Annotated in this window: 24 protein-coding genes; 2 read left to right on the top strand and 22 right to left on the bottom strand. The window is 48.1% G+C overall.

Annotated elements, in window-relative coordinates; genetic code table 11:
* Nucleotides 1–267 precede the first annotated feature (267 nt).
* From MOZ60_RS08995 to pyrH, 9 genes are all read right to left on the bottom strand, one after another.
* Nucleotides 268–1,413 carry a PASTA domain-containing protein gene (locus MOZ60_RS08995; protein WP_370596426.1) on the bottom strand — a complete coding sequence of 382 codons (1,146 nt, stop codon included), beginning with the start codon at nucleotides 1,411–1,413 and terminating at the stop codon, nucleotides 268–270.
* Between the two features lie 13 nt (nucleotides 1,414–1,426).
* Complete coding sequence (locus MOZ60_RS08990) at nucleotides 1,427–4,099, bottom strand: N-acetylglucosaminidase (RefSeq protein WP_370596425.1); 2,673 nt, start codon at nucleotides 4,097–4,099, stop codon at nucleotides 1,427–1,429.
* A 609-nt stretch (nucleotides 4,100–4,708) separates the two neighbouring features.
* Entirely contained in the window at nucleotides 4,709–5,770 is a 1,062-nt protein-coding gene (rseP, locus tag MOZ60_RS08985; protein WP_370596424.1) for an RIP metalloprotease RseP, read from the bottom strand.
* On the bottom strand, nucleotides 5,770–6,933 hold the full coding sequence (locus MOZ60_RS08980; protein ID WP_370596423.1) for a 1-deoxy-D-xylulose-5-phosphate reductoisomerase: 1,164 nt from the start codon (nucleotides 6,931–6,933) through the stop codon (nucleotides 5,770–5,772). Before MOZ60_RS08980 ends, rseP begins: the two co-directional genes overlap by 1 nt.
* The gene (locus tag MOZ60_RS08975; RefSeq protein ID WP_108775880.1) at nucleotides 6,930–7,721 is read right to left on the bottom strand and encodes a phosphatidate cytidylyltransferase; all 792 of its coding nucleotides are present in this window, start codon (nucleotides 7,719–7,721) and stop codon (nucleotides 6,930–6,932) included. Before MOZ60_RS08975 ends, MOZ60_RS08980 begins: the two co-directional genes overlap by 4 nt.
* On the bottom strand, nucleotides 7,714–8,418 hold the full coding sequence (gene uppS / locus MOZ60_RS08970) for a polyprenyl diphosphate synthase (protein ID WP_370596422.1): 705 nt from the start codon (nucleotides 8,416–8,418) through the stop codon (nucleotides 7,714–7,716). Before uppS ends, MOZ60_RS08975 begins: the two co-directional genes overlap by 8 nt.
* Before the next feature lie 77 nt (nucleotides 8,419–8,495).
* Entirely contained in the window at nucleotides 8,496–8,654 is a 159-nt protein-coding gene (locus tag MOZ60_RS08965; protein WP_108775882.1) for a rubredoxin, read from the bottom strand.
* 111 nt (nucleotides 8,655–8,765) lie between these two features.
* Nucleotides 8,766–9,314, bottom strand: a complete 549-nt coding sequence (frr, locus tag MOZ60_RS08960) for a ribosome recycling factor (protein ID WP_108775883.1) — start codon at nucleotides 9,312–9,314, stop codon at nucleotides 8,766–8,768.
* 2 nt (nucleotides 9,315–9,316) lie between these two features.
* The gene (gene pyrH / locus MOZ60_RS08955) at nucleotides 9,317–10,030 is read right to left on the bottom strand and encodes a UMP kinase (protein ID WP_108775884.1); all 714 of its coding nucleotides are present in this window, start codon (nucleotides 10,028–10,030) and stop codon (nucleotides 9,317–9,319) included.
* A gap of 108 nt (nucleotides 10,031–10,138) precedes the next feature.
* Between pyrH and MOZ60_RS08950 the strand changes: the two genes are divergently transcribed.
* Nucleotides 10,139–11,011 carry a Ppx/GppA phosphatase family protein gene (locus MOZ60_RS08950; RefSeq protein ID WP_370596421.1) on the top strand — a complete coding sequence of 291 codons (873 nt, stop codon included), beginning with the start codon at nucleotides 10,139–10,141 and terminating at the stop codon, nucleotides 11,009–11,011.
* Nucleotides 11,012–11,084: 73 nt separating this feature from the next.
* Here MOZ60_RS08950 and MOZ60_RS08945 read toward each other — a convergent pair whose 3' ends face one another.
* The 13 genes from MOZ60_RS08945 to MOZ60_RS08885 form a co-directional block, all read right to left on the bottom strand.
* Nucleotides 11,085–11,696 carry an HAD-IA family hydrolase gene (locus tag MOZ60_RS08945; protein ID WP_370596420.1) on the bottom strand — a complete coding sequence of 204 codons (612 nt, stop codon included), beginning with the start codon at nucleotides 11,694–11,696 and terminating at the stop codon, nucleotides 11,085–11,087.
* Between the two features lie 89 nt (nucleotides 11,697–11,785).
* Nucleotides 11,786–12,679, bottom strand: coding sequence for a translation elongation factor Ts (tsf, locus tag MOZ60_RS08940; RefSeq protein ID WP_370596419.1), 894 nt, complete (start codon nucleotides 12,677–12,679; stop codon nucleotides 11,786–11,788).
* Between the two features lie 3 nt (nucleotides 12,680–12,682).
* Nucleotides 12,683–13,645: a 30S ribosomal protein S2 gene (rpsB, locus tag MOZ60_RS08935; RefSeq protein ID WP_108775888.1), complete on the bottom strand. Its 963-nt coding sequence runs from the start codon at nucleotides 13,643–13,645 to the stop codon at nucleotides 12,683–12,685.
* A gap of 184 nt (nucleotides 13,646–13,829) precedes the next feature.
* Nucleotides 13,830–14,795: a tyrosine recombinase XerC gene (locus MOZ60_RS08930; RefSeq protein ID WP_370596418.1), complete on the bottom strand. Its 966-nt coding sequence runs from the start codon at nucleotides 14,793–14,795 to the stop codon at nucleotides 13,830–13,832.
* Nucleotides 14,785–16,080, bottom strand: a complete 1,296-nt coding sequence (gene trmFO / locus MOZ60_RS08925) for a methylenetetrahydrofolate--tRNA-(uracil(54)-C(5))-methyltransferase (FADH(2)-oxidizing) TrmFO (RefSeq protein WP_370596417.1) — start codon at nucleotides 16,078–16,080, stop codon at nucleotides 14,785–14,787. Before trmFO ends, MOZ60_RS08930 begins: the two co-directional genes overlap by 11 nt.
* A complete protein-coding gene (topA, locus tag MOZ60_RS08920; protein WP_370596416.1) occupies nucleotides 16,077–18,290 on the bottom strand; it encodes a type I DNA topoisomerase in 2,214 nt (737 codons plus the stop codon). Before topA ends, trmFO begins: the two co-directional genes overlap by 4 nt.
* A 48-nt stretch (nucleotides 18,291–18,338) precedes the next feature.
* Nucleotides 18,339–19,115 carry a DNA-processing protein DprA gene (gene dprA, locus MOZ60_RS08915; RefSeq protein ID WP_370596415.1) on the bottom strand — a complete coding sequence of 259 codons (777 nt, stop codon included), beginning with the start codon at nucleotides 19,113–19,115 and terminating at the stop codon, nucleotides 18,339–18,341.
* Between the two features lie 46 nt (nucleotides 19,116–19,161).
* Complete coding sequence (gene rnhB, locus MOZ60_RS08910) at nucleotides 19,162–19,785, bottom strand: ribonuclease HII (RefSeq protein WP_108775893.1); 624 nt, start codon at nucleotides 19,783–19,785, stop codon at nucleotides 19,162–19,164.
* Entirely contained in the window at nucleotides 19,785–20,630 is an 846-nt protein-coding gene (gene ylqF / locus MOZ60_RS08905) for a ribosome biogenesis GTPase YlqF (protein WP_370596414.1), read from the bottom strand. The genes rnhB and ylqF overlap by 1 nt, the downstream gene beginning before the upstream one ends.
* On the bottom strand, nucleotides 20,624–21,208 hold the full coding sequence (gene lepB / locus MOZ60_RS08900; RefSeq protein WP_370596413.1) for a signal peptidase I: 585 nt from the start codon (nucleotides 21,206–21,208) through the stop codon (nucleotides 20,624–20,626). Before lepB ends, ylqF begins: the two co-directional genes overlap by 7 nt.
* A 93-nt stretch (nucleotides 21,209–21,301) precedes the next feature.
* A complete protein-coding gene (rplS, locus tag MOZ60_RS08895; RefSeq protein WP_108775928.1) occupies nucleotides 21,302–21,649 on the bottom strand; it encodes a 50S ribosomal protein L19 in 348 nt (115 codons plus the stop codon).
* A 124-nt stretch (nucleotides 21,650–21,773) separates the two neighbouring features.
* Nucleotides 21,774–22,571, bottom strand: a complete 798-nt coding sequence (locus tag MOZ60_RS08890; protein ID WP_370596412.1) for an HAD-IIB family hydrolase — start codon at nucleotides 22,569–22,571, stop codon at nucleotides 21,774–21,776.
* Nucleotides 22,564–23,256, bottom strand: coding sequence for a 2-phosphosulfolactate phosphatase (locus tag MOZ60_RS08885; protein WP_370596411.1), 693 nt, complete (start codon nucleotides 23,254–23,256; stop codon nucleotides 22,564–22,566). Before MOZ60_RS08885 ends, MOZ60_RS08890 begins: the two co-directional genes overlap by 8 nt.
* A gap of 94 nt (nucleotides 23,257–23,350) precedes the next feature.
* Here MOZ60_RS08885 and MOZ60_RS08880 point away from each other — a divergent pair, with 94 nt between their 5' ends.
* Entirely contained in the window at nucleotides 23,351–23,836 is a 486-nt protein-coding gene (locus MOZ60_RS08880) for a hypothetical protein (RefSeq protein ID WP_370596410.1), read from the top strand.
* Nucleotides 23,837–24,029 lie beyond the last annotated feature (193 nt).

Here is a 24,029-nt window from a genome sequence, read left to right as displayed (position 1 = left end):
GCAGGATTAGACAAGAAGAGATACAAGGCCGGTTTCCTCAGAAAAAAATTCAAAAAGACGTCCGGATAGGCCCCTACATACTACAAAAATCAAAACGCAAAAAGTGCTGAAAAATCCAATATTCATCAGAATTTCTAGCACTTTCATTACTTCAAACTGTCAAAGTTGGGATTATAACACGTTTTCATCTCATCAAAACAATCTTGTAAATTTACATGACAATTTGTAAAAACAAAACAGCCCGAAGGCTGTCTTATAAAACATCATTTACTGTTTTTGTTTTATGACTACGATTCCAACTCCGTTGGAATTCTTGTAATAGGAAGCTATTCCCGTACTATCGCCAGATACATAAGAATATTGAAATGATGCACCTGGATAGTTCTCTGCAAGCGCAGATGGAATATCTACATCAGGATTTGCACAAATGCTGATGACAAATGAAGAAAGCTGATCGGGTGTAGCAGAATTCGATGTACTGTTGTTATTTGAATCATTATTTGTATTAGTATTATCTGATGGTGTCGTATTTGTATTGGTATTACCATTCTGGCCAGAATCAGTAGATTCACCATTTGTCTGGCTGCCAGATTCAGAGGAATTGCCAGCATTTTGGGAATCACGCGTAGGTCCAGTGGCATTGGTATCTGTTGTCTGCCGATTGATTTCTTCCTGACTCTTTTCAGTGTCTGTGCTGTCTGTATGCTTGGCAATGGTAACCGTAATAGTGTCACCCTTCTTCAGTTTATCTCCTGCTTTGGCAGAGATTTCCATGATATCGCCATCACTGAGAATCTGGCTTTCTTTTTCTGTAAAACTGATCGTTACACCGTTTTCATCACCCCATTTCTGGATATCGTCCTTACTCATGGATGAGAAATCCGGTGCCACAATTTCAGTTGTGGCAAGTGTAACGGTAATGGCATCAGAGCGCTTTGCTTTGGTGCCAGCAGTTGGATCCATACTGACAAACATGTCATCTTCAAGATCCTGGTCCGTCACATTGGTATACGTATAGGTGACATTGGAGAAGTAGTTATCCGCAAACCATGCCTCGATTTCATCCTTCTTCTTGCCAGAGAAATCAGGAAGTTCGACTTCCTTATCCGGATCTGGTCCCTGGGAAATGGTAAAGGTCAGAATGCCATCCGATGATACTTTGCGGGCTGACTGACTGATTACACAATCACTCAGGACATCATCACTGTACTCCTGTTCAAACTTCACCTGATCTTCCAGGTTATTCTTCTTAGCCCAGATTTCAACAATGCGCTGTGCCTTTCCGCTGAAATCCGGTACATCAATCGAATCAGACGCATTAACTGTATAAACAGCATATGCACCTGTGCCCGCTCCTGCTGTCAGCACCGCTGCCAGAGCTATCTTAAATCCTAATTTTAATTTCAAAGACATAACTTGTTTTCCCTCACTCTATGGTCAGAATATATCTGGCTCTGACATTGGTTGACTGCAGTGTATAGGTTCTGCCATAAGAGGTTTCACTATACTTATCATCACCGGAGTAAAAAATTTCAAAGGTATCGTTATAGTCATTTGTAGAAACTGATAAATATATACGATAAGTACCTTTTTCCAGTGAGCTCAGATCCAGATCAGCATCAAAGGATGCATAATTTTGTGTATAGTTTGACTTTAGAACTTTACTAAAATCAATAGTACTCTTCTTAGCAGTTACTGGATAAGAAGTGACTTTACCATCTTCATCTTCCAAGTACATCTTGTAGCTAACATTATCGTCTGCTGTCATTGATGCATTTCTCAATACGGCAAAACCATCTTTAATATTCAGATGACCATCTTTAAGGGAGACACTCCCCATGCCAAACAGAGGCGTAATGTTACTGGACTTCTTCAGGTTACTTGTATCAACCTTCTGTATTTCTTTTGAAATCTCTAGACGATAGAAATTTACCTGAGATGCATAAAAGGTTGTTGTATATCCATCATCACCTTTTGTCTGATAAGAATCAAAGAATTCTTGGAAGTACAGCTTTGCTGATTCATCATGCGAACCATTGACAACATGGAGCTCCAGATAATAGTTACCCGGGTTGATATCATCAAGATCAATTTGCGCTTTAAAGCCAGTTGCCTGATAACCTGCAAAGAAAGATTTCATATCAGAATCTTCTGTACTTTCTGCAGAAATTACTGTTTTTTCTCCAGTTTCGATGTTTACCAAATAAATTTCATCTTTCACATCGCCTGTTCTTGCAACAGCTCCAGAGAAGTATCCAATGCCATCAATGGTAACAACGTTAGTATCCTCGTTGAAAGATGTATTTGTTACGCCACGATAAAGTTTATAACTTGCGTTGGCCTTATCTTTCAGTCCATCATCCGGTGATGTGGTTGGCTCTGTTGTAGGTTCCGCAGTTGGTTCGGTTGTAGGCTCCGCCGTAGGTTCTGTAGACGGCGTTGGTGTTGGAGCAGGTGTTGGATTCACATTGCCATTGCTGGCTGGTGAACCATTGCTTAACAACTGGAGCCAATCCTTCCTGATGTATGCCACATTGTTGTTGAAATCATATGTCTGCATGTTGGAGCTGGAAGCTCTTGTCAGTCTGCCATTGGTCAGATGATCCGAAGTCTGTGTCTCATAATAGTTGTTTGCTTCTCCAAGTACCGGTACAAGGTATGCCTTCGGGAAATAACCGCCGTATGTGCCGCCGGCATTCTTGATGTCATACCACTTGGTATCATCATAGGCATTCTTCGTGAAGTAGACACTAGAATCGGAGTTAACAACACCGAGTGTAATCTTGTTGAGATCCTTGAAGCCGGATGCTCTGTCAATCTGGTAGGCAAGTGATGCGATATTGATGCCCCAGAACTGATCCGAAGCATAGCAGACATTGAAGCCATTGCCCTTGTTGCCAACGGCCATGCCAAAGTGTCTGCCATCATCCACGTCCAGATAGCCATTCAGGTTCTTGCCCATCTGCGTAGCCACAGCAGTATAGATGCCGCTGTAGGAAGCTGCCTGGTTTGGATCGGAGTCAACCGCATTCCAGCCAAACAGGTTTGCTCTTGTTCTGGCCAGATTGCTGGTACCATAACCTGATTCATGCAGTGCCATGGCATAGACAATCAGCGCATTGACACCATAGTTATTCTGGGCATCAATGAAAGCCTGCGCATTGCCGCTCATAACAGAATTACCGGCATAGCCACTCTGATTCAGGAAGTTCTGCAGATCATCTGCTGTCAGATTGGACTTTGTACGTAATGGTAAAAACTGATAGTAGTTGTAATATGTGCCAGCATACAGTGTCATAGCCTGATCTGTATAGAAATCATAGCCGTTGGCACTGTAATAAGTCGTACCTTCACTCATCCAGTCCGCTGCCGGCAGAACAACGCCGGTTCTGTCAGGATAGGCATAGGTCTGTGCGCTTCTGGCAGCTGAGTTGGACCAGCCCCAGTACGAGTAGAAAGACATTTCCTTGTTTCCATAGGAACCTGTGGAAACGGTGTAATGATCCATCTCTGGATACAGTGTATAGACCGGATCCTCCGGATTATTGCCGCCAAGCTGAATGGCAAGGTGCTTGGTGTAGTACTTGATCGGCACAAGATCGCATTCTGCCATCTTGACGTAGCCGTCAAAGCCATTCATCGTCATGGAAACAGCACCGCCGCCATTGGAAGTGTCATACCAGGCAGTATCATGATACTGTGCCTGGGCATACTGACGGGAATATGTGCTGGAACCAGAGAAATCCTGGTTCATATAGTAATAAGAAAGCTCTCTGCCATTGTCACGGTATGGGTTTGTAATGACCATGCCAGACATCATGGCAATGATCTTGGTTGGAGATTTGCTCGCAGAGTTTCTGATGACAGCATCCTGACCAAGTGAATTCATTGCATTTTTGGCAGAATTAAAATCACTGTAGCAGCCTTTGTGATCGAATCCGCCATTGTCATTGACGACGTCCACATCAAAGACACAGCCCTGGTGTATGGAATAGTCATTGCTGTTGTCTGCATTTGCTTTGATAAAGACTTTGCTGCCAAGAGGCAGAGTACTGCCGGCAAGAGCCAGCACAAGAATAAATTGTCTGATTATTTTCATGTGATTCCTTCCCTCTTCTTGCTTCAGGCAGAGATGCCACCGCAGGAAATTTGTGATGCTTAAAACAGGAATGTGTTTCTGTGGAAATATACAGGTTCAGAAATCACGTGTGTACTTGCTTTGGATTCGTCAGCGTATCATGGCTTTTGCAGAGAGAATATGACCAGGCACCAATGTTATGCCTTCTCATTTCATGCTGTCAGAAGCCATCGTGCATTTGATCATCATGGGAGCACGGCTTTCCCCTGTCTGCAGCTTATACACCAATGTCGGCGGACTGACGACTCCGCTTATGTGCAATCCTGCAGGCGCACACTGTTCCAGCAGATGGCATGATGTGATCTGCATCCTGCGGTCAACTTACTTGTTCAGGGTAAAGTACGTACCGCATCTGCAGCATCATCCCTTCCGGATGAAACAGATGTGATCTGGCCGTTGTTCCAATGTTGAACCAGATGCCAGAGAAGTTTACGTCGAATCTGCATGTGCAGCTGAGATGACAGCTGTTATCTTTCGTAATACGAAAAAAGCAGAAGATTTGTCTTCCCGAATATTATAAATGAAAAAACATGGCTTTGTGCACCATGTTTTCAAATACTCAAGATTATTTTATGCAAACAGGCTGGCAATATCCTTCCATGTGACAAATACCATCAGCACAATCAGCAGTGCCCAGCAGCCAAGCATCAGACCTGTCTTGACTTTCTCGTTGAGCTTGTGGCGGCAGATGGCTTCGCCAAGCGTGATCACAACCTGTCCGCCATCCAGTACCGGCAATGGCAGCAGATTGAAGATGCCGACATTCAGGCTCAGTTCTGCAATCAGCAGCATGTAGCTGCCAAAACCCATGGATGCGGCCTGTCCGGTTGCCTTATAAATGCCAACCGGTCCAGATAACTGCTTCAGGCCAGAACCATGGAAGATGGTTCCAATTGCCTGGAACATCAGTCTTGTCATCGTCACCATGTAATAGCCGCCAAAATACAGACAGTTCGCTGGGGTTACCTTGACGTATTTACCTTCTACTGATGTGATGCCGATCAGGTAAGCACCGGAATCTTCATCGTATGCAGGTGTTACAGTCAATTCAAGCGTCTGTCCATCTCTTTCGACTGTATAGACACATGCCTGTCCTTCCGTATTGAAGGACTGCATGTCCAGGAAAGTCTTTGGCTTTACTGAAGAGCCGTCTTCGGCTGTAATCTTGATGATCCTGTCTCCTGCTTCAAAGCCAGCCTGCTCTGCCGGACTGCTTGCCACAACCGAGCCGACAACTGGCTCCGGTGACATCTGCACACCGCCGGCTGCCAGAGCAATGCCGACAAAGATCGCATATGCCAGCACGAAGTTCATGAAGACACCTGCCAGCATGATGATGACTTTCTTCCACCACTTCTGTTCCGTCAGCCTTCTGCCTTCCGGCACATGTACATCCGGATAGGCTTCATCGCCATCCTGTTCTCCTGCCATGGCGACAAAACCGCCGATTGGCAGTGCACGGATGGAATACTGGGTTTCTCCTTTTTTGCGCTTGAAGATCACCGGGCCCATGCCAAAAGAAAATTCATAGCAGTAGACACCGAACTTTTTCGCTGCAAACAGGTGGCCGGCTTCATGAATCGTAATAATGACAGACAGCAGCAGAAAAAACAGGATGAGTGTAATTACCATTAATTCAAATACTCCTCTATTTTGGACTGTGCATATTGACGCCCCCAGGCATCCGCATCCAGCAGGTCTTGTACATCATTGACCTGTTTGTACGGTGCTTCATGCACAGCTGATATGACAATCTCCTCAATCATCAGGAACGGAATCTTGTGCTGGCGGAAGGCCAGATTGGCCGCTTCATTGGCCGCATTCATGATCGCATCCAGGTTGCCGCCCTTCTTTCCTGCTTCATAGGCTAAAGCAAGCAATGGAAAGCGCTCTGTATCTGGATTTTCAAAATGCAGATCCGGTGCCATGGCCAGATCCAGCGGATGTTCCTCATGGAAGTCATAGCGCTCAGGCCAGGTCAAGGCATACTGAATCGGCAGGCGCATATCGGCAGCACCAAGCTGGGCAATAATGGAATGGTCAACGTATTCCACCATGGAATGCACAATGGATTGTGGATGCATCAGCACCTTGATATCATCATACGGCATATCAAACAGCCAGTGTGCTTCGGTGACTTCAAAGCCCTTGTTCATCAGATTGGCACAGTCAACCGTGATCTTGGCACCCATGGACCAGTTGGGATGGGCCAGGGCATCTTCCACAGTTACATTCTGCAGTTCGTCTCTGCTCTTATTGCGGAATGCACCGCCGGAACAGGTAATCCACAGCCGCTTGACATCCTGCCTTCTGTTTCCCTGCAGGCACTGGAAGATCGCACTGTGTTCAGAATCAATCGGATACAGGCTGACACCATATTGATGCAGGGCCCGCTTGATCAGCTCACCGCCTACCACAAGTGTCTCCTTGTTGGCCAGAGCAATGTTGTGCTTTGTCTGAATCGCAGCCAGTGTCGGTGCAAACCCCACAAAGCCAACCAGTGCATTGACCAGCACATCATAATCATCTCTTTCTGCCAGTGTCAGCAATCCTTCATCGCCATAGACAAAGTGAATGTGCGGATAGTCTGCAGAAAGCTGCTGTGCATCCTGTTTTTCCATGACACACACCTGATCTGCTTTTACTTTTGCAAGTATTTTGCGCAGGCAGTCAATGTTGTGGCCGACACTGAGAGCCTTGATTTCAAAAAGATCAGGATGCTGCAGGACGATATCGATTGTCTGGGTGCCGATAGAACCGGATGCCCCTAACAAGACGAGCCGTTTGCGTGTCATAGCAGGCCTCCCAGCACGAGCAGTGCATGGAAGAACAGCAGGCAGAAGATCATACTGTCAATGCGGTCAAGAATACCGCCATGTCCCGGAAAGATACTGCCGAAGTCTTTGATGCCGAAGTGTCTCTTGATGCTGGAGAAAGAAAGATCACCAAGCTGGGCCAGCAGTGGCAGTGTCAGTGACCCGGCGATGATCATGCCGGCTGGCATCATATCGCGGCACAGGCAGAATCCCCACAGCATGGACAGCAGTGCACCAGTGCAATAGCCGCCGATACTGCCCTCCCATGTCTTATGAGGAGAGACGCGCGGAATCATCTTGTGTTTGCCGCGGAAAACACCAAAGAAATAGGCACCGGTATCACAGCCATAGCAGGCAATGGCAACGTACAATGTCAATAGAAACCCGTTGTGGAATGTATACAGATTGTTCAAGCCAAGCAGTGCCATGCCGACAAGGCAGGAAATCAGAAAGGAATAGGCTGCATATTCTGCTGTCGTGGTTTCATCAAACATGACAATGGCAAACAGGACTGTGACATAGAAGGCACAGACCATGACAAACTGATCCACCGGTGCAACGACCATGGCAAAGATTGCTGCAATGTTCAGAATTGCAGTCAGCCACTTGTTCTTTTCCTTGTTGAGGCTGGCAATTTCACAGCCGGCCAGTACGGCAATGACAGCACACAGGATCTTCAGCGGAATACCGCCTAATACCAGCGGCGGGACCGCCACAGCAATCAATACAATTGCTGTAGCAATCTTGATCATCATGCTCTTACTCATCTTTGACACCGCCAAAGCGCCGGTCACGGTGGGAATATTCTTCCAGACAGCGCTTTAATACATCAGGGGTAAATTCAGGCCAGGATTCCGGTACAAATTCCAGTTCGGCATAGGCAATCTGCCAAAGCAGATAGTTGGAAATACGCTGCTCACCGCTTGTTCTGATCAGCAGATCAACCGGAGGGAAATCCTTTGTATACAGGTACTGTTCAAACTTTTCCGGTGTCAGGTTCAGATCTGCCTTTCCTTCCTTGACATCCTTTGCATAGGAAACTGCCGCATGGACAATCTCATCATGGGAGCCATAGTTGATGGCAATGACCAGATTGAGGCCGGTGTTGTCCTTGGACTCATCTGCCGCATCCAGCAGGACCTGGCGGGTTGCTTCAGGAAGTGCAGACAGATCACCGATCAGCCTGATTCTGAAGCCTCTCTGCAGGAATTCCTGCATATACATTTTGAACAAGTATGCAGGCAGCTTCATCAGATAGCTGACTTCATCCTTGGAGCGTTTCCAGTTTTCGGTTGAAAACGCATAGAGAGTCAGATATTTCACACCAAGTTTGTCTGCCGCAATCGCAATGGTTCTGACATTATCTGCACCAACTTTATGGCCGGCAGTGCGCGGCAGGCCTTTGGCCTTGGCCCAGCGCCCATTGCCATCCATAATGATGGCGACGTGTTTGCATTCTTTCATACTCCACCTCGGTACGTATTATACCATGCATGCCCATAAAAAAAGAGGAATGCCATAGACAGCATCCTCTCTTGTGTCTACTCAACCTTGGTAAAAGCAGACTTCGGCAATGCACATACCGGGCAGACCCAGTCTTCCGGCAGATCCTCAAACTTTGTGCCAGGCTTGATTCCCTGCGTTGGATCACCAACTTCCGGATCATACACATATCCGCACGGGCACTGATACTTATCCATATTCGTTCTCCTTTTCATCCCAGATGGGTTCTGTCTTCATTATAGTCTTGTTCAACTTTAACGGCAAAAAAACGCATGAACTTTCTGCCATGCGTTTCTGCGTTTCTGTCATTAAACCTTGAGAACTTCAGCAGACTTCTTGTCAGCTGTATCTTCAATCTTTTTGATATACTTGTCAGTCAGCTTCTGGATTTCTTCCTTTGCATCCTTCTGCATATCCTCATCCAGTGTCTTGTCCTTCTTGACAGCATCATTTGCATCACGGCGGATGTTGCGGATCTGCACCTTGCATTCCTCTGCAACCTTGGAAACCTTCTTGGTCATTTCCTTACGGGTTTCGCCAGTCAGTTCCGGTACAGTCAGACGAATCACGGTGCCGTCATTGCGCGGGGCAATACCGAGGTTTGCCTGGTTGCAGGCCTTTTCGATATCTTTCAGGGAAGAAGGATCATACGGCTTGATGACGAGCGTTCTGCCTTCCTGCACGGAAATACCGGCAATCTGGTTGAGCGGAGTCGGTGTGCCATAGTATTCCACTTCCACTCTGTCCAGCATCTTGGCATTGGCCATGCCGGTACGGATCTGATTGAGCTCTGCATGCAGGTGCTCAATCACCTTATCCATCTTTTCACTGCTGCTTTCAATAATCGGGTACGACATAGTTATTTTTCTCCTTTTATAATTGTTCCAATATCTTCACCCATGCATGCTTTGACAATGTTGCCCTTCTGGTTCATGTTGAAGACCATGATCTCCATCTGATTGTCCATGCACAGCGATGTAGCTGTAGCATCCATGACCTGCAGTCCTTTTTCCAGCAGATCCATATATGTCAGTGTGTCAAACCGCACGGCATTGGGATCTTTCTTAGGATCTGCCGAATAGACGCCGTCTACACCATTTTTTGCCATCAGAATCACATCTGCCTTGATCTCAGATGCCCGCAGTGCTGCCGTTGTATCGGTAGAGAAATACGGCAGGCCGGTGCCGCCGCCAAAGATGACGACCCTGCCCTTTTCCAGATGTCTTACTGCTCTTCTTTCAATAAATGGCTCAGCAACTTCCGGCATACTGATGGATGTCTGTACGCGGGTATCAATGCCATGCTTTTCCAGTGTGGACTGAATCGCCAGAGCATTGATGATTGTTGCCAGCATGCCCATGTGGTCTCCCTGTGTGCGCTCCATCCCAAGCTCCACAGCCATCTTGCCGCGGATGAAATTTCCCCCGCCTACAACAATGGCAACCTGAATGCCTGCTTTTTGAACCTGTCCGATTTCGTCCGCAAGATCATCCAGTACTGCTGCATTAAAAGGAGAACCCTGTGTCCCGGACAATGCTTCTCCGCTCAGTTTCAGTAAGACACGTTTATACATGATATTCCTCCTGATTGTTCTTTCTGGCATTTATTATAGCATGACAGCACGGATTTCTTCTGCATTTTCATGAGCCTGTCAGTATAATGTCACCCGGGAGGAATCCGTATGCATACAACCGCCATTATTGATATTGGCTCCAATACCATCGTACTTGTCATCTATCAGATGGATGATACCGTCCTTCATCAGCTGTATTATCAGTCTATCGCGGCGCATCTTGTCGCATGCATTCATGATCATAAAATGAGTGATGAAGGTCTGCAGAAAGCACAGAACATCATCAGAGGATATCTTGAAAAGTGTCAGGATATGCATGTCAGTGAGATCTATGGGGACGTAACGGAATGCGGTCGGAATCTGATCAATCAAGAGGCCTTCCTTTCTGCAATCAAAGAAGCAGGCCTGGAAAATGTCAGACTGTTAACAGGTGAGGAAGAAGCAATGTGCGACTTTTATGGTACCAGCCTTGACAGGACGATTCATGATGGACTGATGATCGATATTGGCGGTGGATCAACAGAATTTGTCAGCTTTGCAAAGGACCGGATTCTGGATGCAGTGTCCATTCCGCTTGGCTGTGTGCGTCTTTCAACAATGGCACCTGATCCGCAGATTTCAGAAACAGAAATTGAAAAGATGAGAACGATCCATCCGCAGATGCTCAACAGCCCAACTGCCATCGGTGTCGGCGGAACAATAAGAGCATGCCGCAAGACCGTAGAAGCTGTCACTGGCAGCAGCCAGGCACGGTTTTTCACTGCAGATCTGCTTGCCCTGTATGAAGGATTGAAAAAAGAAGATCCCTTTTGGCAGAAAGCCGCAAAGGAAAATGTTACACCTGACCGTCTCCCAGTGCTCGTGCCAGGGCTTGGAATGCTGGCAGCAGCTGCCAAAAGCTTCGGCATTCAGGAATTTGTATCCAGTGAATATGGTGTCAGAGAAGGCTTCCTGCTGCATTTTGTATTGAAGCGTATCTGAGGATAAAAGAAGAGTGATCTTTGTACCGGCATCGCACATGATGCGTACCGGAACAGGGATCACTTTTTTGGTGTCAGTCATTTTCCATCATCAGCAGTTTCTCAAGTTCTGCTTCTGCCTGCATCTGGGATTGATAATGTATGCCATGCAGGCCAAACTGCCTGGCGCATATGATATTGGGCAGCGTATCGTCGATGAATACAGCATGGCAGGGAGCCATATGGAACAGGTAGAACAGGGTCAGAAATGCGGCCGGATCCGGCTTGATGACTTTGTGCTCACAAGAAAAGAAACAATCATCGCAATACTGCCTGAAGTCCAGAGCATCTGCACAGTCAAGAAGTGCTGTCTTTGCAAAGTTGGAGAGTATATACACTTTGATGTTTTTCTTCTTGAGAGATTTGATCCATGGAATGGAAGTATCCCGGCGGGTAACAAGTCCATGCATATGTATCAATGATGCATCAATCTCTTTTGCAAGCTCCGGGGCATCCTTTTTAAATCTGTTTCTGACTTCTTCATCTGTCAGTACACCGCGGTCATACTCCTTCCATGCCGGATGGTCCATTGTTGCTTTCTTGAGTTTCTCACTCATCTCTTCACTGTAACCAAGATGCATGAAGTAGGTTTTCTGTTCATAGTTGGCCAATACCCCGCCAACATCAAATATGACTGTGTCAATCATGTTTTCACCTCACTGTTATCATACGTTGAAACTTGCAGCAGCGCATAAAAAAACGCAGAACAATGTCTGCGTCATTTTTGGATAAATGCTTACTTCTGGGCCATTGCCGCAACTTCAGCCGCAAAGTCATCCTTCTTCTTCTCGATGCCTTCGCCAACCTTGTATTTGACAAATGTCACAACCTCAGCATGGTTCTCCTTGAGGTACTGGCCGCACTTGACATCCTGATCCAGGAAGAACATCTGATCTACCAGGCACATATCCTGCAGATCCTTGGACAGACGTCCCTCGATGATGCCAGCCTTGACCTTTTCAGGCTTGTTGGCAAGCTTTTCATCATCCTTGAGCTGAGCTTCCAGAATGGAACGCTCATGATCAACGATTTCCTTCGGCATATCGTTTCTGGAAACATATGTCGGGTTCATGGAAGCAACCTGCATTGCCATGTTCTTGGCTACCTGCGGATCATCTGTACCCTTGACCAGTGTCAAAGCAGAGATTCTGCCGCCCTGGTGCATGTAAGCACCAAACTCTTCATCATCCTGCTTGCTCAGGATGGCAAAGCGTCTCAGGGTGATCTTCTCACCGATCGTAGCAACAGCAGCGACATAAGTGTCCTTCAGTGTGCCATCTTCTGTCTTGAGCTCCATTGCCTCGTCTACTGTCTTGGCATCGGAGTCAATCAGAGTGTTCAGTGTCTTGTCAAGCAGCTGCAGGAACTTCTCGTTCTTGGCAACGAAGTCAGTCTCAGAGTTGACTTCAACGATTGCGGCTTTGTTACCCTTCACCAGAATTCTGGAAAGACCTTCAGCAGCAATTCTGCCTTCCTTGGATGCAGCCTTGGCAATGCCCTTTTCACGGAGCCAGTCAATTGCCTTTTCGATATTGCCGTCAGACTCAGTCAGAGCCTTCTTGCAGTCCATCATGCCTGCGCCTGTTCTTTCACGCAGGTCTTTGATCATTGCAACAGTTACAGCTGCCATGAATTACTTGTCCTCCTTTACAGTTTCCTCACTCTTTACTGCAGGTTTTGCGGCAGGTGCAGCAGCATTTGTGTTGCGGCTGTCTCTGCGGAATACACGGCGCTCACCATTGCCATTGGAGAAGCGGCCATTGCGGCCATTGCCGGCAGCCATCTGGGCACGGCGCTCTTCAAATCTCTGTCTTCTCTTGCGCTCATATTCAGCAGCCTGCTGCTCAACATTGATGATGACATCCTTCATGGTGATGTCTTCACCCTCTTCTTCCTGATGAGCAACTTCCAGAACTCCGCCCTTGGCTTCAACGATAGCATCAGCGATGACGCTGACCATCAGCTTGATGGAACGTACGGCATCATCATTGGCCGGGATCGGATATGTCACCTTGGTCGGGTCTGCATTTGTATCAATCAGTGCAAATACCGGGATGTTCAGCTTGCGTGCTTCCTCGACAGCATTGTGCTCCTGCAGAGGATCGACAATGAACAGAGCATCCGGCAGCTTCTTCATTTCCTTGATACCGCCGAGATAGTTTTCCAGCTTATCCTTCTGCTTCAGAAGCAGAGCCTGCTCCTTCTTTGTATAGTGCTCAATGGTGCCGGATGTTTCCATCTCTTCAATGTCAGTCAGCTTCTTGATGGACTTCTGGATCGTTCTGAAGTTCGTCAGAGTGCCGCCCAGCCATCTCTGGTTGACATAGAAGCTTCCGGAACGGATTGCCTCTTCCAGCACAGTAGCCTGTGCCTGCTTTTTGGTACCGACAAACAGAACCTTGCCGCCGTCTTCCGTGATCTTCTTCAGGGCAGCATATGCCTTGTCCAGCTGTTCCTGTGTCTTGGCAAGATCAATGATGTAAACATTGTTCTTGGCAGTATAGATATACTGCTTCATCTTCGGGTTCCACTTGCGTGTCTGATGTCCAAAATGAACACCGTTTTCGAGCATTTTCCTCATTGAAACAACAGTCATTTTAATTTTTACCTCGCTTTCCGTTGTTTTCCGCCACAGTTTCGAACACCAGCAACATGCAGCCCGCATGCTTTACAGTCTCTGCATGCACGGGATGGTGAATTCACTGTGTGAGAAGTACATCTATCTTTTCTGCATCAAAAAAACAGATGCCTCAAGTATGGTATCATAACCTGCATCTGTTTCAAAGCTTTTTATCATCTGAAATGCCCGTTTTCTGCTGTTTTTCCTCATTTGTCAAAGAATGCGGATGGGCCGCCTCCACCACCTTTGCCAGGCGGTCCTGTGTCAGATGGGTATAGATCTGGGTCGTCGACAGAGAAGAATGCCCAAGCAGTTCCTGTACGACCCGCAGATCAGCGCCATTGTCAAGCAGATGCGTCGCAAAGCTGTGGCGGATCATATGGGGATGAACATGGATATACAGGCCGGCATTGACGCCTGCCTTTTCTACCATGATCTGGATGGAACGGGATGAGATTCCTTTGCCAAAGCGGTTGATAAACAGGATGCCGTTTTCTGGATGGCCCTGCATCAGCAAAGGCCTCACCTGCTGCAGATAGATTTTTAACAGCTGGCTGCATCTGGGATAGAACGGCACCATGCGCTCCTTGCTTTCCTTACCCAGCACCCGCAGATAGTTTTCGGAAAGACTGACATCCTGGATGCGGATGCCGGCACACTCGGAGACACGCAGCCCGCAGGCGTACATGGTTTCCAGGATGCAGCGGTCACGTACCCCATTCAATGTAGATAAGTCAAATGTGTTCAGAAGACTCTCCATCTGATCAAAGGTCAGATATTCCGGCAGTTTGCGGGTATGGCGTGAGCCATGGAAGGCCTGTACAGGATTCGCCTGGACATGTTCATACTGGTTCAGATACCGCCAGAATGATTTCAGGGAAGACAGATTGCGGGAAAAAGAGGCATTGGACAGAACATGGCCGCCGATATGGCCGCTGCGCAGCTGCGTGATATAATCCGCAATATCATTTCTTGTCACATTTTCAAACGAAGTAATGTTCTGATCTTCCAGATAGGAAAGAAAACGCTGTACATCGCGGTGATAAGCATCCCGGGTGTCCTTGGAACCTGTCCGGCTGCGGGAAATCTGGCTCAGAAAGCCATCCAGGCTGTCTTCAAAGGACATGGGATTCCTTCATCTGGCGGATCAATGCAAGAGACTGCGGAGCATAGGCTGCCTTGCGGTCTTTTTTCTTCACATTGGCGCTTAAATGCATGATGCCGAAGTTTGCATTCATCGGCTGAAAGTGAGCCGGATCGGCATGGCTGACATAATAGGACATGGCACCGATCATCGTATCCCGATCAGCCGGAGCCAGCGGTTCCTCATGCAGAACATGGGCAAGATTGATCCCTGCCAGCATGCCGGAGGCAGCACTTTCAATGTACCCTTCCACACCCGTCATCTGTCCGGCAAAGAACAGATCCTTCCGGTTTTTGTATTGATAGCCTTCGTTTAAGATAACCGGTGAATCGATATAGGTATTCCGGTGCATGACGCCATAGCGTACAATCTCCGCATTTTCCAGACCTGGGATCATATGGATAATGCGCTTCTGCTCACCCCAGGTCAGATGGGTCTGGAAGCCGACAATGTTGTAAAGGGAAGATTCCGCATTGTCCCGGCGCAGCTGCACAACCGCATAGGGACGCACGCCGTCCTTCTCCAGTCCAACCGGCTTCATCGGGCCAAACAGCAATGTATCTCTGCCCCTTTTTGCCATCACCTCAAAAGGCATGCATCCTTCGAAGTAGACTTCTTTTTCAAAGCTGTGCAGATCGGCTGTTTTCGCAGTGATTACCGCCTCATAGAATGCATTAAACTCATCCAGTGTCATTGGGCAGTTGAGATAGTCGGCGCTGCCTTTGTCATAGCGGCTCTTGAAGTAAGCCTTGCTGTAATCGATGGAATCCGCTGTCACAATCGGTGCTGCCGCATCATAGAAATAGCAGTACTTCTGATCGATCAGGGAGCCGATGGCATCTACCATTGCCTGTGAAGAAAGCGGTCCGGTAGCGATGACACATGGCTCGTTTGGAATATGATCCACTTCTTCATGGACAACCGTGATATTGGGATGGCTGTTGATGGCATCGGTGACAGCCTGTGAAAAGCGTTCTCTGTCTACGGCCAGAGCAGAGCCTGCCGGCACCTGGTTTTCATCAGCTTTTGCCATGATCAAAGAACCGATTGTACGCATTTCTTCCTTGAGTACGCCAACAGCATTGGTCAATGAATTGGAGCGTAATGAATTGGAGCATACAAGCTCAGCATAGGTATCCTCATGATGGGCTGCTGAATGCTTGACCGGTTTCATTTCATACAATGTCACTTTGATATCACGCTCTGCCAGCTGCCAGGCAGCCTCAGATCCCGCCAGCCCGGCACCAATCACATATGCCTGCTTCATGCCTCTTCACCTGTCTTCTTTGTCCGGGAAGATGCCTTTCCGGCTGTTGTTTTCCTTGCCGCTGTCTTTCTGGCAGCGGTCTTCCTGACTGCCGTCTTTTTAGCTGATGTTTTCTTAGCAGTTGTTTTGCGCGCCGTCTTTCTGACGGTTGTCTTCTTTGCAGGTTTCGTACTGTCTTCTTCTTTGCCATCTCCCTGCTTCATGGCAGCCTTTTCTGCCTTGGAGTACACGCGCTCTCCCTGCATGTTTTCCATGTAGTGGCACTTAGGATAGTTGGCACAGCCGATAAAGTAGGAACCATACCGGTTTTTTCGCTTGACCAGCTGACCGCCGCAGTCCGGGCAGGTACGGCCGATCGGCTCTGGCTTTTCTTTGTCTGTTTCGATCTGTCTGGTATAGCGGCAGGTCGGGAAATTAGAGCAGGAAATGAACTTGCCATAGCGGCCGACCCGGTAGACCAGATCACCGCCGCATACCGGACATTTCTCGCCTGTTTTTTCCGGCTGGATCTTCTCCATGCCTTCATAGGCCGCATCCAGCAGTGGTTCAAACTTCTGCCAGAATGCCGTCAGCGTATCCAGTTCTCTGGCTTCACCATCCGCAATTTCATCGAGCTTTGTTTCCATCTGTGCAGTGTATTTGACATTGATGATGCTGGCAAAGTATTCATCCAGCTTTTCGGTTGTCAGAATACCCTGATCCGTCGGGAAGAATACTCTGGTTCTGCTTTTAGGAGACGTACGTTCCAGCGTGACATAGCCTCTTGCCTGGATGGTATCAATGATCATGGCATACGTACTTGGACGGCCGATACCTTCCTCTTCCATTGCCTTGATCAGCTTTGCTTCGGTGTATCTTGCCGGCGGTTCGGTGAAGTGCTGGTTTTTCTGCAGGGATGCAGCCGGCATCTTTTCACCCTGTTCCAATACCGGCAGCAGCACATCCTTGCTGGCATCATAGTCTTTGTAGACCTTCAGGAAGCCGTCAAAGGCAAGTTTGGAGCCGCTGGCTGTAAAGTCATGGCCATTCTGGCTCAGTACAACTGTCATCGCATCAAAGCGTGCCGGTGCCATCAAAGAAGCCAGCGCACGGGCATAGATCATGTGATACAGCTTGTACTGTTCACTGGTCAGATATGGCTTGATCTTCTCAGGTGTGTTTTCGATGTTGGTCGGACGGATTGCTTCATGAGCATCCTGGGCATTGGCATCATTGTGAGCATGGTAGCTGCCAAGATATTCTTTGCCAAATTCCTGTTCGATCTTTTTGCGGCCGGCATTGATGTACAGATCCGAAAGTCTGGTACTGTCGGTACGCATATAGGTGATCAGACCTTCCTGGCCTGAACCGATATCGATGCCTTCGTATAAACGCTGGGCAATGGACATGGTGCGTTTGGCCGCAAAGCCAAGCTTGGTGGAAGCTTCCTGCTGCAATGTGGATGTAATGAACGGCAGCGGCTGGCGGCGGGAGCGCACTGAGGTCTTGATCGATGTGATCTCAAACTCACCCTGGCATGCCTGGAATGCTTTTTCAGCTTCTTCTGCATTGTGCAGCTGTGCCTTTTCTGCGTTGATTTTACTCAGGGCTGCTGTAAATTCAGTGCCATCCTTGCGGAAGATGGCATCCAGCGTCCAGTATTCCTGGGGCTTGAATGCCTTGATTTCTTTTTCACGCTCTACAATCAGCTTCAAGGCAACCGACTGTACACGGCCGGCAGACTTGGACTTGATCTTGTTTTTCAGCAGTTTGGAAAGCTTGAAACCAATGATGCGGTCCAGAATTCTTCTGGTTTCCTGAGAATGGACAAGATCCATATCAATCTGACGGGGCTGTGAGAATGCCTGCTTGACTGCATTCTTTGTGATTTCATGAAAGGTGACACGGTCCGTGGCATCCTCGGGCAGATCCAGCACCTGAGCAAGATGCCAGGAAATGGCTTCTCCTTCACGATCCGGGTCGGTTGCCAGATAGACATTCTGTGCTTTGGACGCATCATCCTTCAGTTCTTTGACAACATCTTTTTTGTCTTTTGAGATTTCATATACGGGCGTAAAACCATTGTCAATGTCTACGCCAAGGCCATCTTTACCTTTGATGGCTAGATCGCGGATATGTCCTTTGCTGGAGACGACCGTATAATCCGGTCCCAGATATTTTCCAATCGTTTTCGATTTTGATGGAGACTCTACAATGACTAAATTCTTCATTTGCATTTTTCCCTTTGATTTCGCATAAAATTTGTAACAAGGCTTACCTTACACGAAACGTTTTGCATTTTCAACCGGTTTTGTTTGTTCAATCTCCTGCAGCTGATCCAGATCGTACAGGATTCTTGCCCCATCATCAATCAGAGCATTGCAGCCAAATCCTTCCTCCTGCTGAAAAGGATGCGGCACGCACCAGATTTCTTTTCCCAGCTGCAGTGCTTCCCTTACTGTATGCATCGTACCGCTGTGCACGCTTGCCTGTACGACAATCACGGCCTCTGACAATGCGGCCAGAATACGGTTGCGCCAGGGAAAGCTGTATTTGCGCACTGGTGTGCCTCTGGGAAATTCTGACAGGATCAGTCCTTGCTGCTTCATTGCTGCATAAAGATCCTGGTTCACCATGGGATATACCGTATCCAGGCCATGGGCAATGACACCGATGGTTGGTTTCTGATGGACAAGTGCAGTGCGATGGCAGATGCCGTCAACGCCTTTGGCAAGACCGCTGACGATCACAAACTGTCTGCTCAGCCGGGACGTGATGGCAATGGCAGCCTGGGCTCCCTGCACACTGGGCTTTCTTGTGCCAACCAGCGTGATCATCCGTTTCTGCAGAAGCGTGATATCCCCCTCATAGAACAATACCCATGGCGCATACTGCAGCTGCTTCAGCTGAGGTGGGTATTCTTTGTCCAGAATGGTGATAAAAGGATCCGATGGTGTTTCATCTGTGTCTATGTTATGCATCCATGCATGCTGGATCTGCTTCCAGTCACCCTGGAAGCGGCAGGCATAGCCTGCCAGTCTTTCTCGATCATTCATGTTTGTGTCCTCCAGCATCTTATGGCCGCAAAAAAAGCTGAATCCCTTAAAAAAGATCCAGCTTTGTCTGATGATACATGACGGGTGCGAAGCTGCGCCTGTGAATCGGCGTGATGCCAAGCTTTTCAATGGCAGCCAGATGTTCTTTGGTGCCATAGCCTTTATTGCGGGCAAAGCCATAGCCGGGATAGATGGCATCATATGCCTTCATGATCCTGTCTCTTGTGACCTTGGCAAGAATGGAAGCAGCCGCAATGGAGATGCTTTTCTGGTCTCCCTTGATCAGGTCGATTGTTTTCTGATCCAGATCCGGCAGCGGCATCGCATCGCTCAGAATCACATCTGCTTTGGCTGCCCGTGCAATTTCTTCCATGGCAAGCTGATCTGCGCGGTAAATGTTGTAATGGTCAATATCCGCTTCCCTGACTTCGATCACCATTGCCCACAGTGCATCTTCCAGAATTGTGTCATATAACGCTTCACGCTTCTTTTCGCTTAGTGCCTTGGAGTCATAAATTTCCGGATTTTCATAGCCAATGGGAAATATGACACCGGCTACGCTCAATGGACCGGCCAGGGGTCCCCTGCCTGCTTCATCCATGCCAAGCACATTTCTGCCAGCTGCCCAGGCTTCATGTTCATATGTATTGGGGCAGATTTTCTTTGGCATCAGGAAGGCCTTTCCAGCGTCAATGGACCATACTTGCCGCGGCGGAATTCATGCAGGAAGACAGAGGCAGCACGTTTGGTGTCCGGCTCTCCTTCGCATAGCAGCAGGTGCCGTTCATTGGCAATGGCTTTGAGCATACCATTGGGATTGACATGTTCGGTATGAAATTCATTTTCCAGAATGCCAGGATAGAGATCCTGAATCGCATGGATGGTATCCATGGCAATGGCTTTCAGATCCAGGATTGTTTCGTTGATAGCACCGCATGCAGCTAACAGGGATCCGGTTCTGTCATCTTCAAACTTCGGCCAGAGAACGCCTGGTGTATCGAGCAGATCGAGGCTTTTATCGGCATGAATCCAGGTTAATGATCTGGTGACACCTGGCTTATCAGCGGCTGCGACCGTGTTTTTGCCGGCAATGCGGTTGATCAGTGTGCTTTTGCCTACATTGGGAATGCCGGCGGCCATGGCTCTGGCAGCCCGTGGACGAATTCCTTTGGCAATCTGCTTTTCATGGATCGGGCGCATCAATGTACTACATGCCTGAATGACTTTCCGGCCGGCATGGGCATCATGGGAAAGATCCAAAGCAATGGCCATCTGGTTTTCTTTCTGGAACGCCTGCAGCCATTGTTTTGTAATTTCGGGATCCGCAATATCGCTTTTGGCAAGGACGATCAGCCTGGGCTTGTTTGGTGCCATTTCTTTCAGCAGCGGATTGGCAGAGGCATTGGGAATGCGTGCATCCCGTACCTCAATGATCATATCCACAGCTTTCAGGCGTTCATTCATCTGCCTTCTGGCTTTTTCCATGTGACCGGGATACCACTGTACCTTTACCATGTATGGACCCCCATCTTCTTCAAAGGCCAGAATACTAGGATGCCTTTGGCAACAATATCCGATTTCTTGAATGGCCCATAATAGCGGGAATCGGTACTGTGCGGCCGGTTGTCGCCAAGGCAGTAGTATTCATCATCACCAAGCGTTATTTCTTCAACATCGCTCATGAAGGAATCACCATATTGTGCCACATAGGCTTGATCGAGAAACGGCTCATCGACTGCCTCGCCATTGATATACAGCTGGCCATCCTTGCAGCTGACTGTCTCGCCAGGCAGGCCGATGACGCGCTTGACCAGATATTCCTTCTTTTCTTCCAGGTAGATGATGACAACATCAAAACGCTTGATATGGCCCATCTTTGTGCCGATCACATTGGAAAAGCCAAGTTCGCCATTCTGCAGGGTTGGATACATGGAGCTGCCGATGACCTGCACCGGGCGGGCAATGACTTTGACAATGAACAGCACGATCAGTACAGAGATCAGAAGATCCTTGAGAAAGCCTGCCAGATCCGCACCGAAGGATGTCTTTTCTTCTTTTTCGTCATTGTTGTTTTTCTTGTTTTCTTCACTCATAACGGTTTTCATTCTATCACGCAGAAATGCGTAAAAAAAGCCATCTCGATGACGAGACGGCTGTTTGTCTGGCAATCACCAGCAGGAAGAAACTTAGCGGTCTTCCTTGATACGGGCATTCTTTGCGGACAGACCCTTGAGGTATGTCAGCTTAGCTCTTCTGACCTTACCCTTGCGGACAACAGTTACCTTGTCAATGATCGGGCTGTTGACCGGGAAGGTTCTCTGCACGCCGATGCCGCTGGACATCTTGCGGACAGTGAAGGTAGCACCGATGCCGCCGTTGTTCTTATCAACAACAACACCCTCATATGCCTGAATTCTGGTCTTCTGACCTTCTCTGATACGTACGTCAACTCTGACTGTATCACCGACTTTGAATGCCGGGATATCTGTACGAATCTGATTCTGTGTGATTTTGTTTACCAAACTGAGATCCATGATATTCTCCTCCATCTATCGAATGATCATCTGCTCATAGTCAAATAACTGCGGCCAGCGGAACAGCTGATGCGCATATACATACGCGCTCAAGATATTACCATGAATAACGCAGTCTTTGCAATCATTTTCTGCAGATCCAGCCAAAGTGAAGGCAGGCTTTTTCAATACCGTCATCCATATTGGCAGCAGTAACATAATCCGCCCGCTCCTTCACAGCATCCGCCCCGTTTCCCATGGCAATCGAAAACCAGAGCGGATCAAACATCACAAGATCATTCTTGCCATCGCCAAAGACGACAACATCCTTTGGATCATGGTGCAGCGCATCCATCATTTCCAGGATACCCTTCTTTTTCTCATCGTACTGGAACACGATATATCCTGGTCCCATACGCAGCCATCCGGCCTGTTCAATCCAGGGATTGGCTTTTTCCTGTGAGGGTGTTATGGCAAGATAAACCTTATAGATCGGCAGTGATGCAGGATTCAGCTTTTCATCCAGAATGTATGTTGTCAGCTCAGTGCGCAGGCCGGCCTGTTCCAGGAACTTCATATCTTTCATGATGACCTTGTCAGAGTCATCATACATAACCAGCCATCCCATTCCTGCTGCATCAGCATGATGCAGCAAAGACACAGCCATCTCATGATCCAGCGTATGATTGGCAATGATGCGGTCATTGATGACAAGACATCCGCCACCGGCACAGACAAGGGAATGAATGTCGATGCTGTTGGTAAAAGATACAGCTTTATAATGGGCACGTCCGGTCGCAATAGCCACAAAATGGCCATTGTCTTCCAGCTCATGCAGGGTTCTTTGGGCACTTGGCACAATGCGGTGGTCCGCATCATTGGTCAATGTGCCATCAATATCAAAGAAGAAGTATTTGCGTCCCGTCATTGGCATTCTAGGCATCGATCTTCACCATCTGGATCCCTTTCTGTGTATGCTGTGCCTGAATGACAAAGTTCATGCAGTCACGCTTTGTGCACAGGCCGAAGTCTGCCTGCGGAAAGACATTCTGCTGGGCAGGATCAAAGAATTTCTTTCCTTCCTGATAGCGCAGTGCATCAATGCGCTCGTCAATGTCCGCCAGTGGTTTTTCCTGCAGAAGACTTCTGATGTATTCCGCACACAAAACATCTTCTTCTGTATCCCGCTTAGCCTCCAGGCCCATGCAGACAAGGCTGACATAGTCAGGATTTTTCTTCTTCAGATAGCGGGCAATGGCAGCGGCATTGACCAGAGCACCGCTGATCACCTCGTCCGCATGGGATGCAGCCAGAAGTCCCTGTACGCCGGCACTGGTTGTATGAATCACTGTTTTGCCTTTGACATCCAGATGCATGATGGCACTTGGTGAGTTGCCGACATCAAAGCCCTGAACTTTGGCACCATGCCGCTCTCCTGCCAGCAGATATTCCGGATGCTCTTTTTTCAGGTCCAGTGCTTCCTGAACCGTCTGTACCGGCAGGATCAATGCGGCCCCGCGCTGGTACAGATATGCCTCCAGGGAAAAGGCACGGAAGACATCAATCACGACTGCTGTACCGGTGGCTTTTTCAGCCCCATCCAGCAGATGCAGAATCTCAATTTCCATATCGATCAGTCACTTTCCGGGGCTATTGTAGCAGAATCCACCATCTTGCTTAAACGCAGTTTTGCATATATTATTGAATGCAAAGGAGTATCCGATGGCTGAAGAACAGATTTACTATCCTTTTGATTACCGCCACCATATGGTCTATACGGTTGCACTGTATGGTGCCAATGCGCCGTATGTCATCAAGGGAACACTGGTATTGCGGACATATTATACAGACAGCAGCAAGACCAAAGTGGACGTTGCCCATACATCTGACTATGTCATGGATACGGTCTTCTATGAGTCCAACAAAGTCATACGGGAACAGCTGGATGACGGCTACAATGGCAGAAGAGAACTGGTTGAGTTATCAATGCCTGATCTAGGCCGTGAGTATCGGATTGTCTACAATGCAGCGGAAGTAGCTTCTCCCCGCTATGATGATGCGATTCTGGTGCTGAATTACCGGGACCCTTCTGCCCGCGGGGTTGCGATCATTCTTAAGCGGGATGCTGAAAATGGCATTCAGTGGCTGGAGGAAAGTGAGGCACGCACGATTGCCCGCAAGCTGAAAAACATGATGCAGATCCAGTAACAGATCACCGCAAGGTGATTTTTCTTTTGCACCAAAAATATGCCTGATGGCTTTCCATCAGGCATATTTCATAGTGTGTCGGGCATGGCACACATCTAGCCTGCAATAGAGGCAGGCCGCGGGTATTTGTCGCCAAGCGAAGTGAACTACCAGCCGAGGGTGAATAACCCAGAGCGAAAGCAGTAGCTAGCAT

Origin of the sequence: Grylomicrobium aquisgranense, assembly GCF_033971865.1 — a bacterium.
GTDB classification, from domain to species: Bacteria; Bacillota_I; Bacilli_A; order Erysipelotrichales; family Erysipelotrichaceae; genus Bulleidia; species Bulleidia massiliensis.
This window is presented reverse-complemented; position numbering and strand designations above follow the sequence as displayed.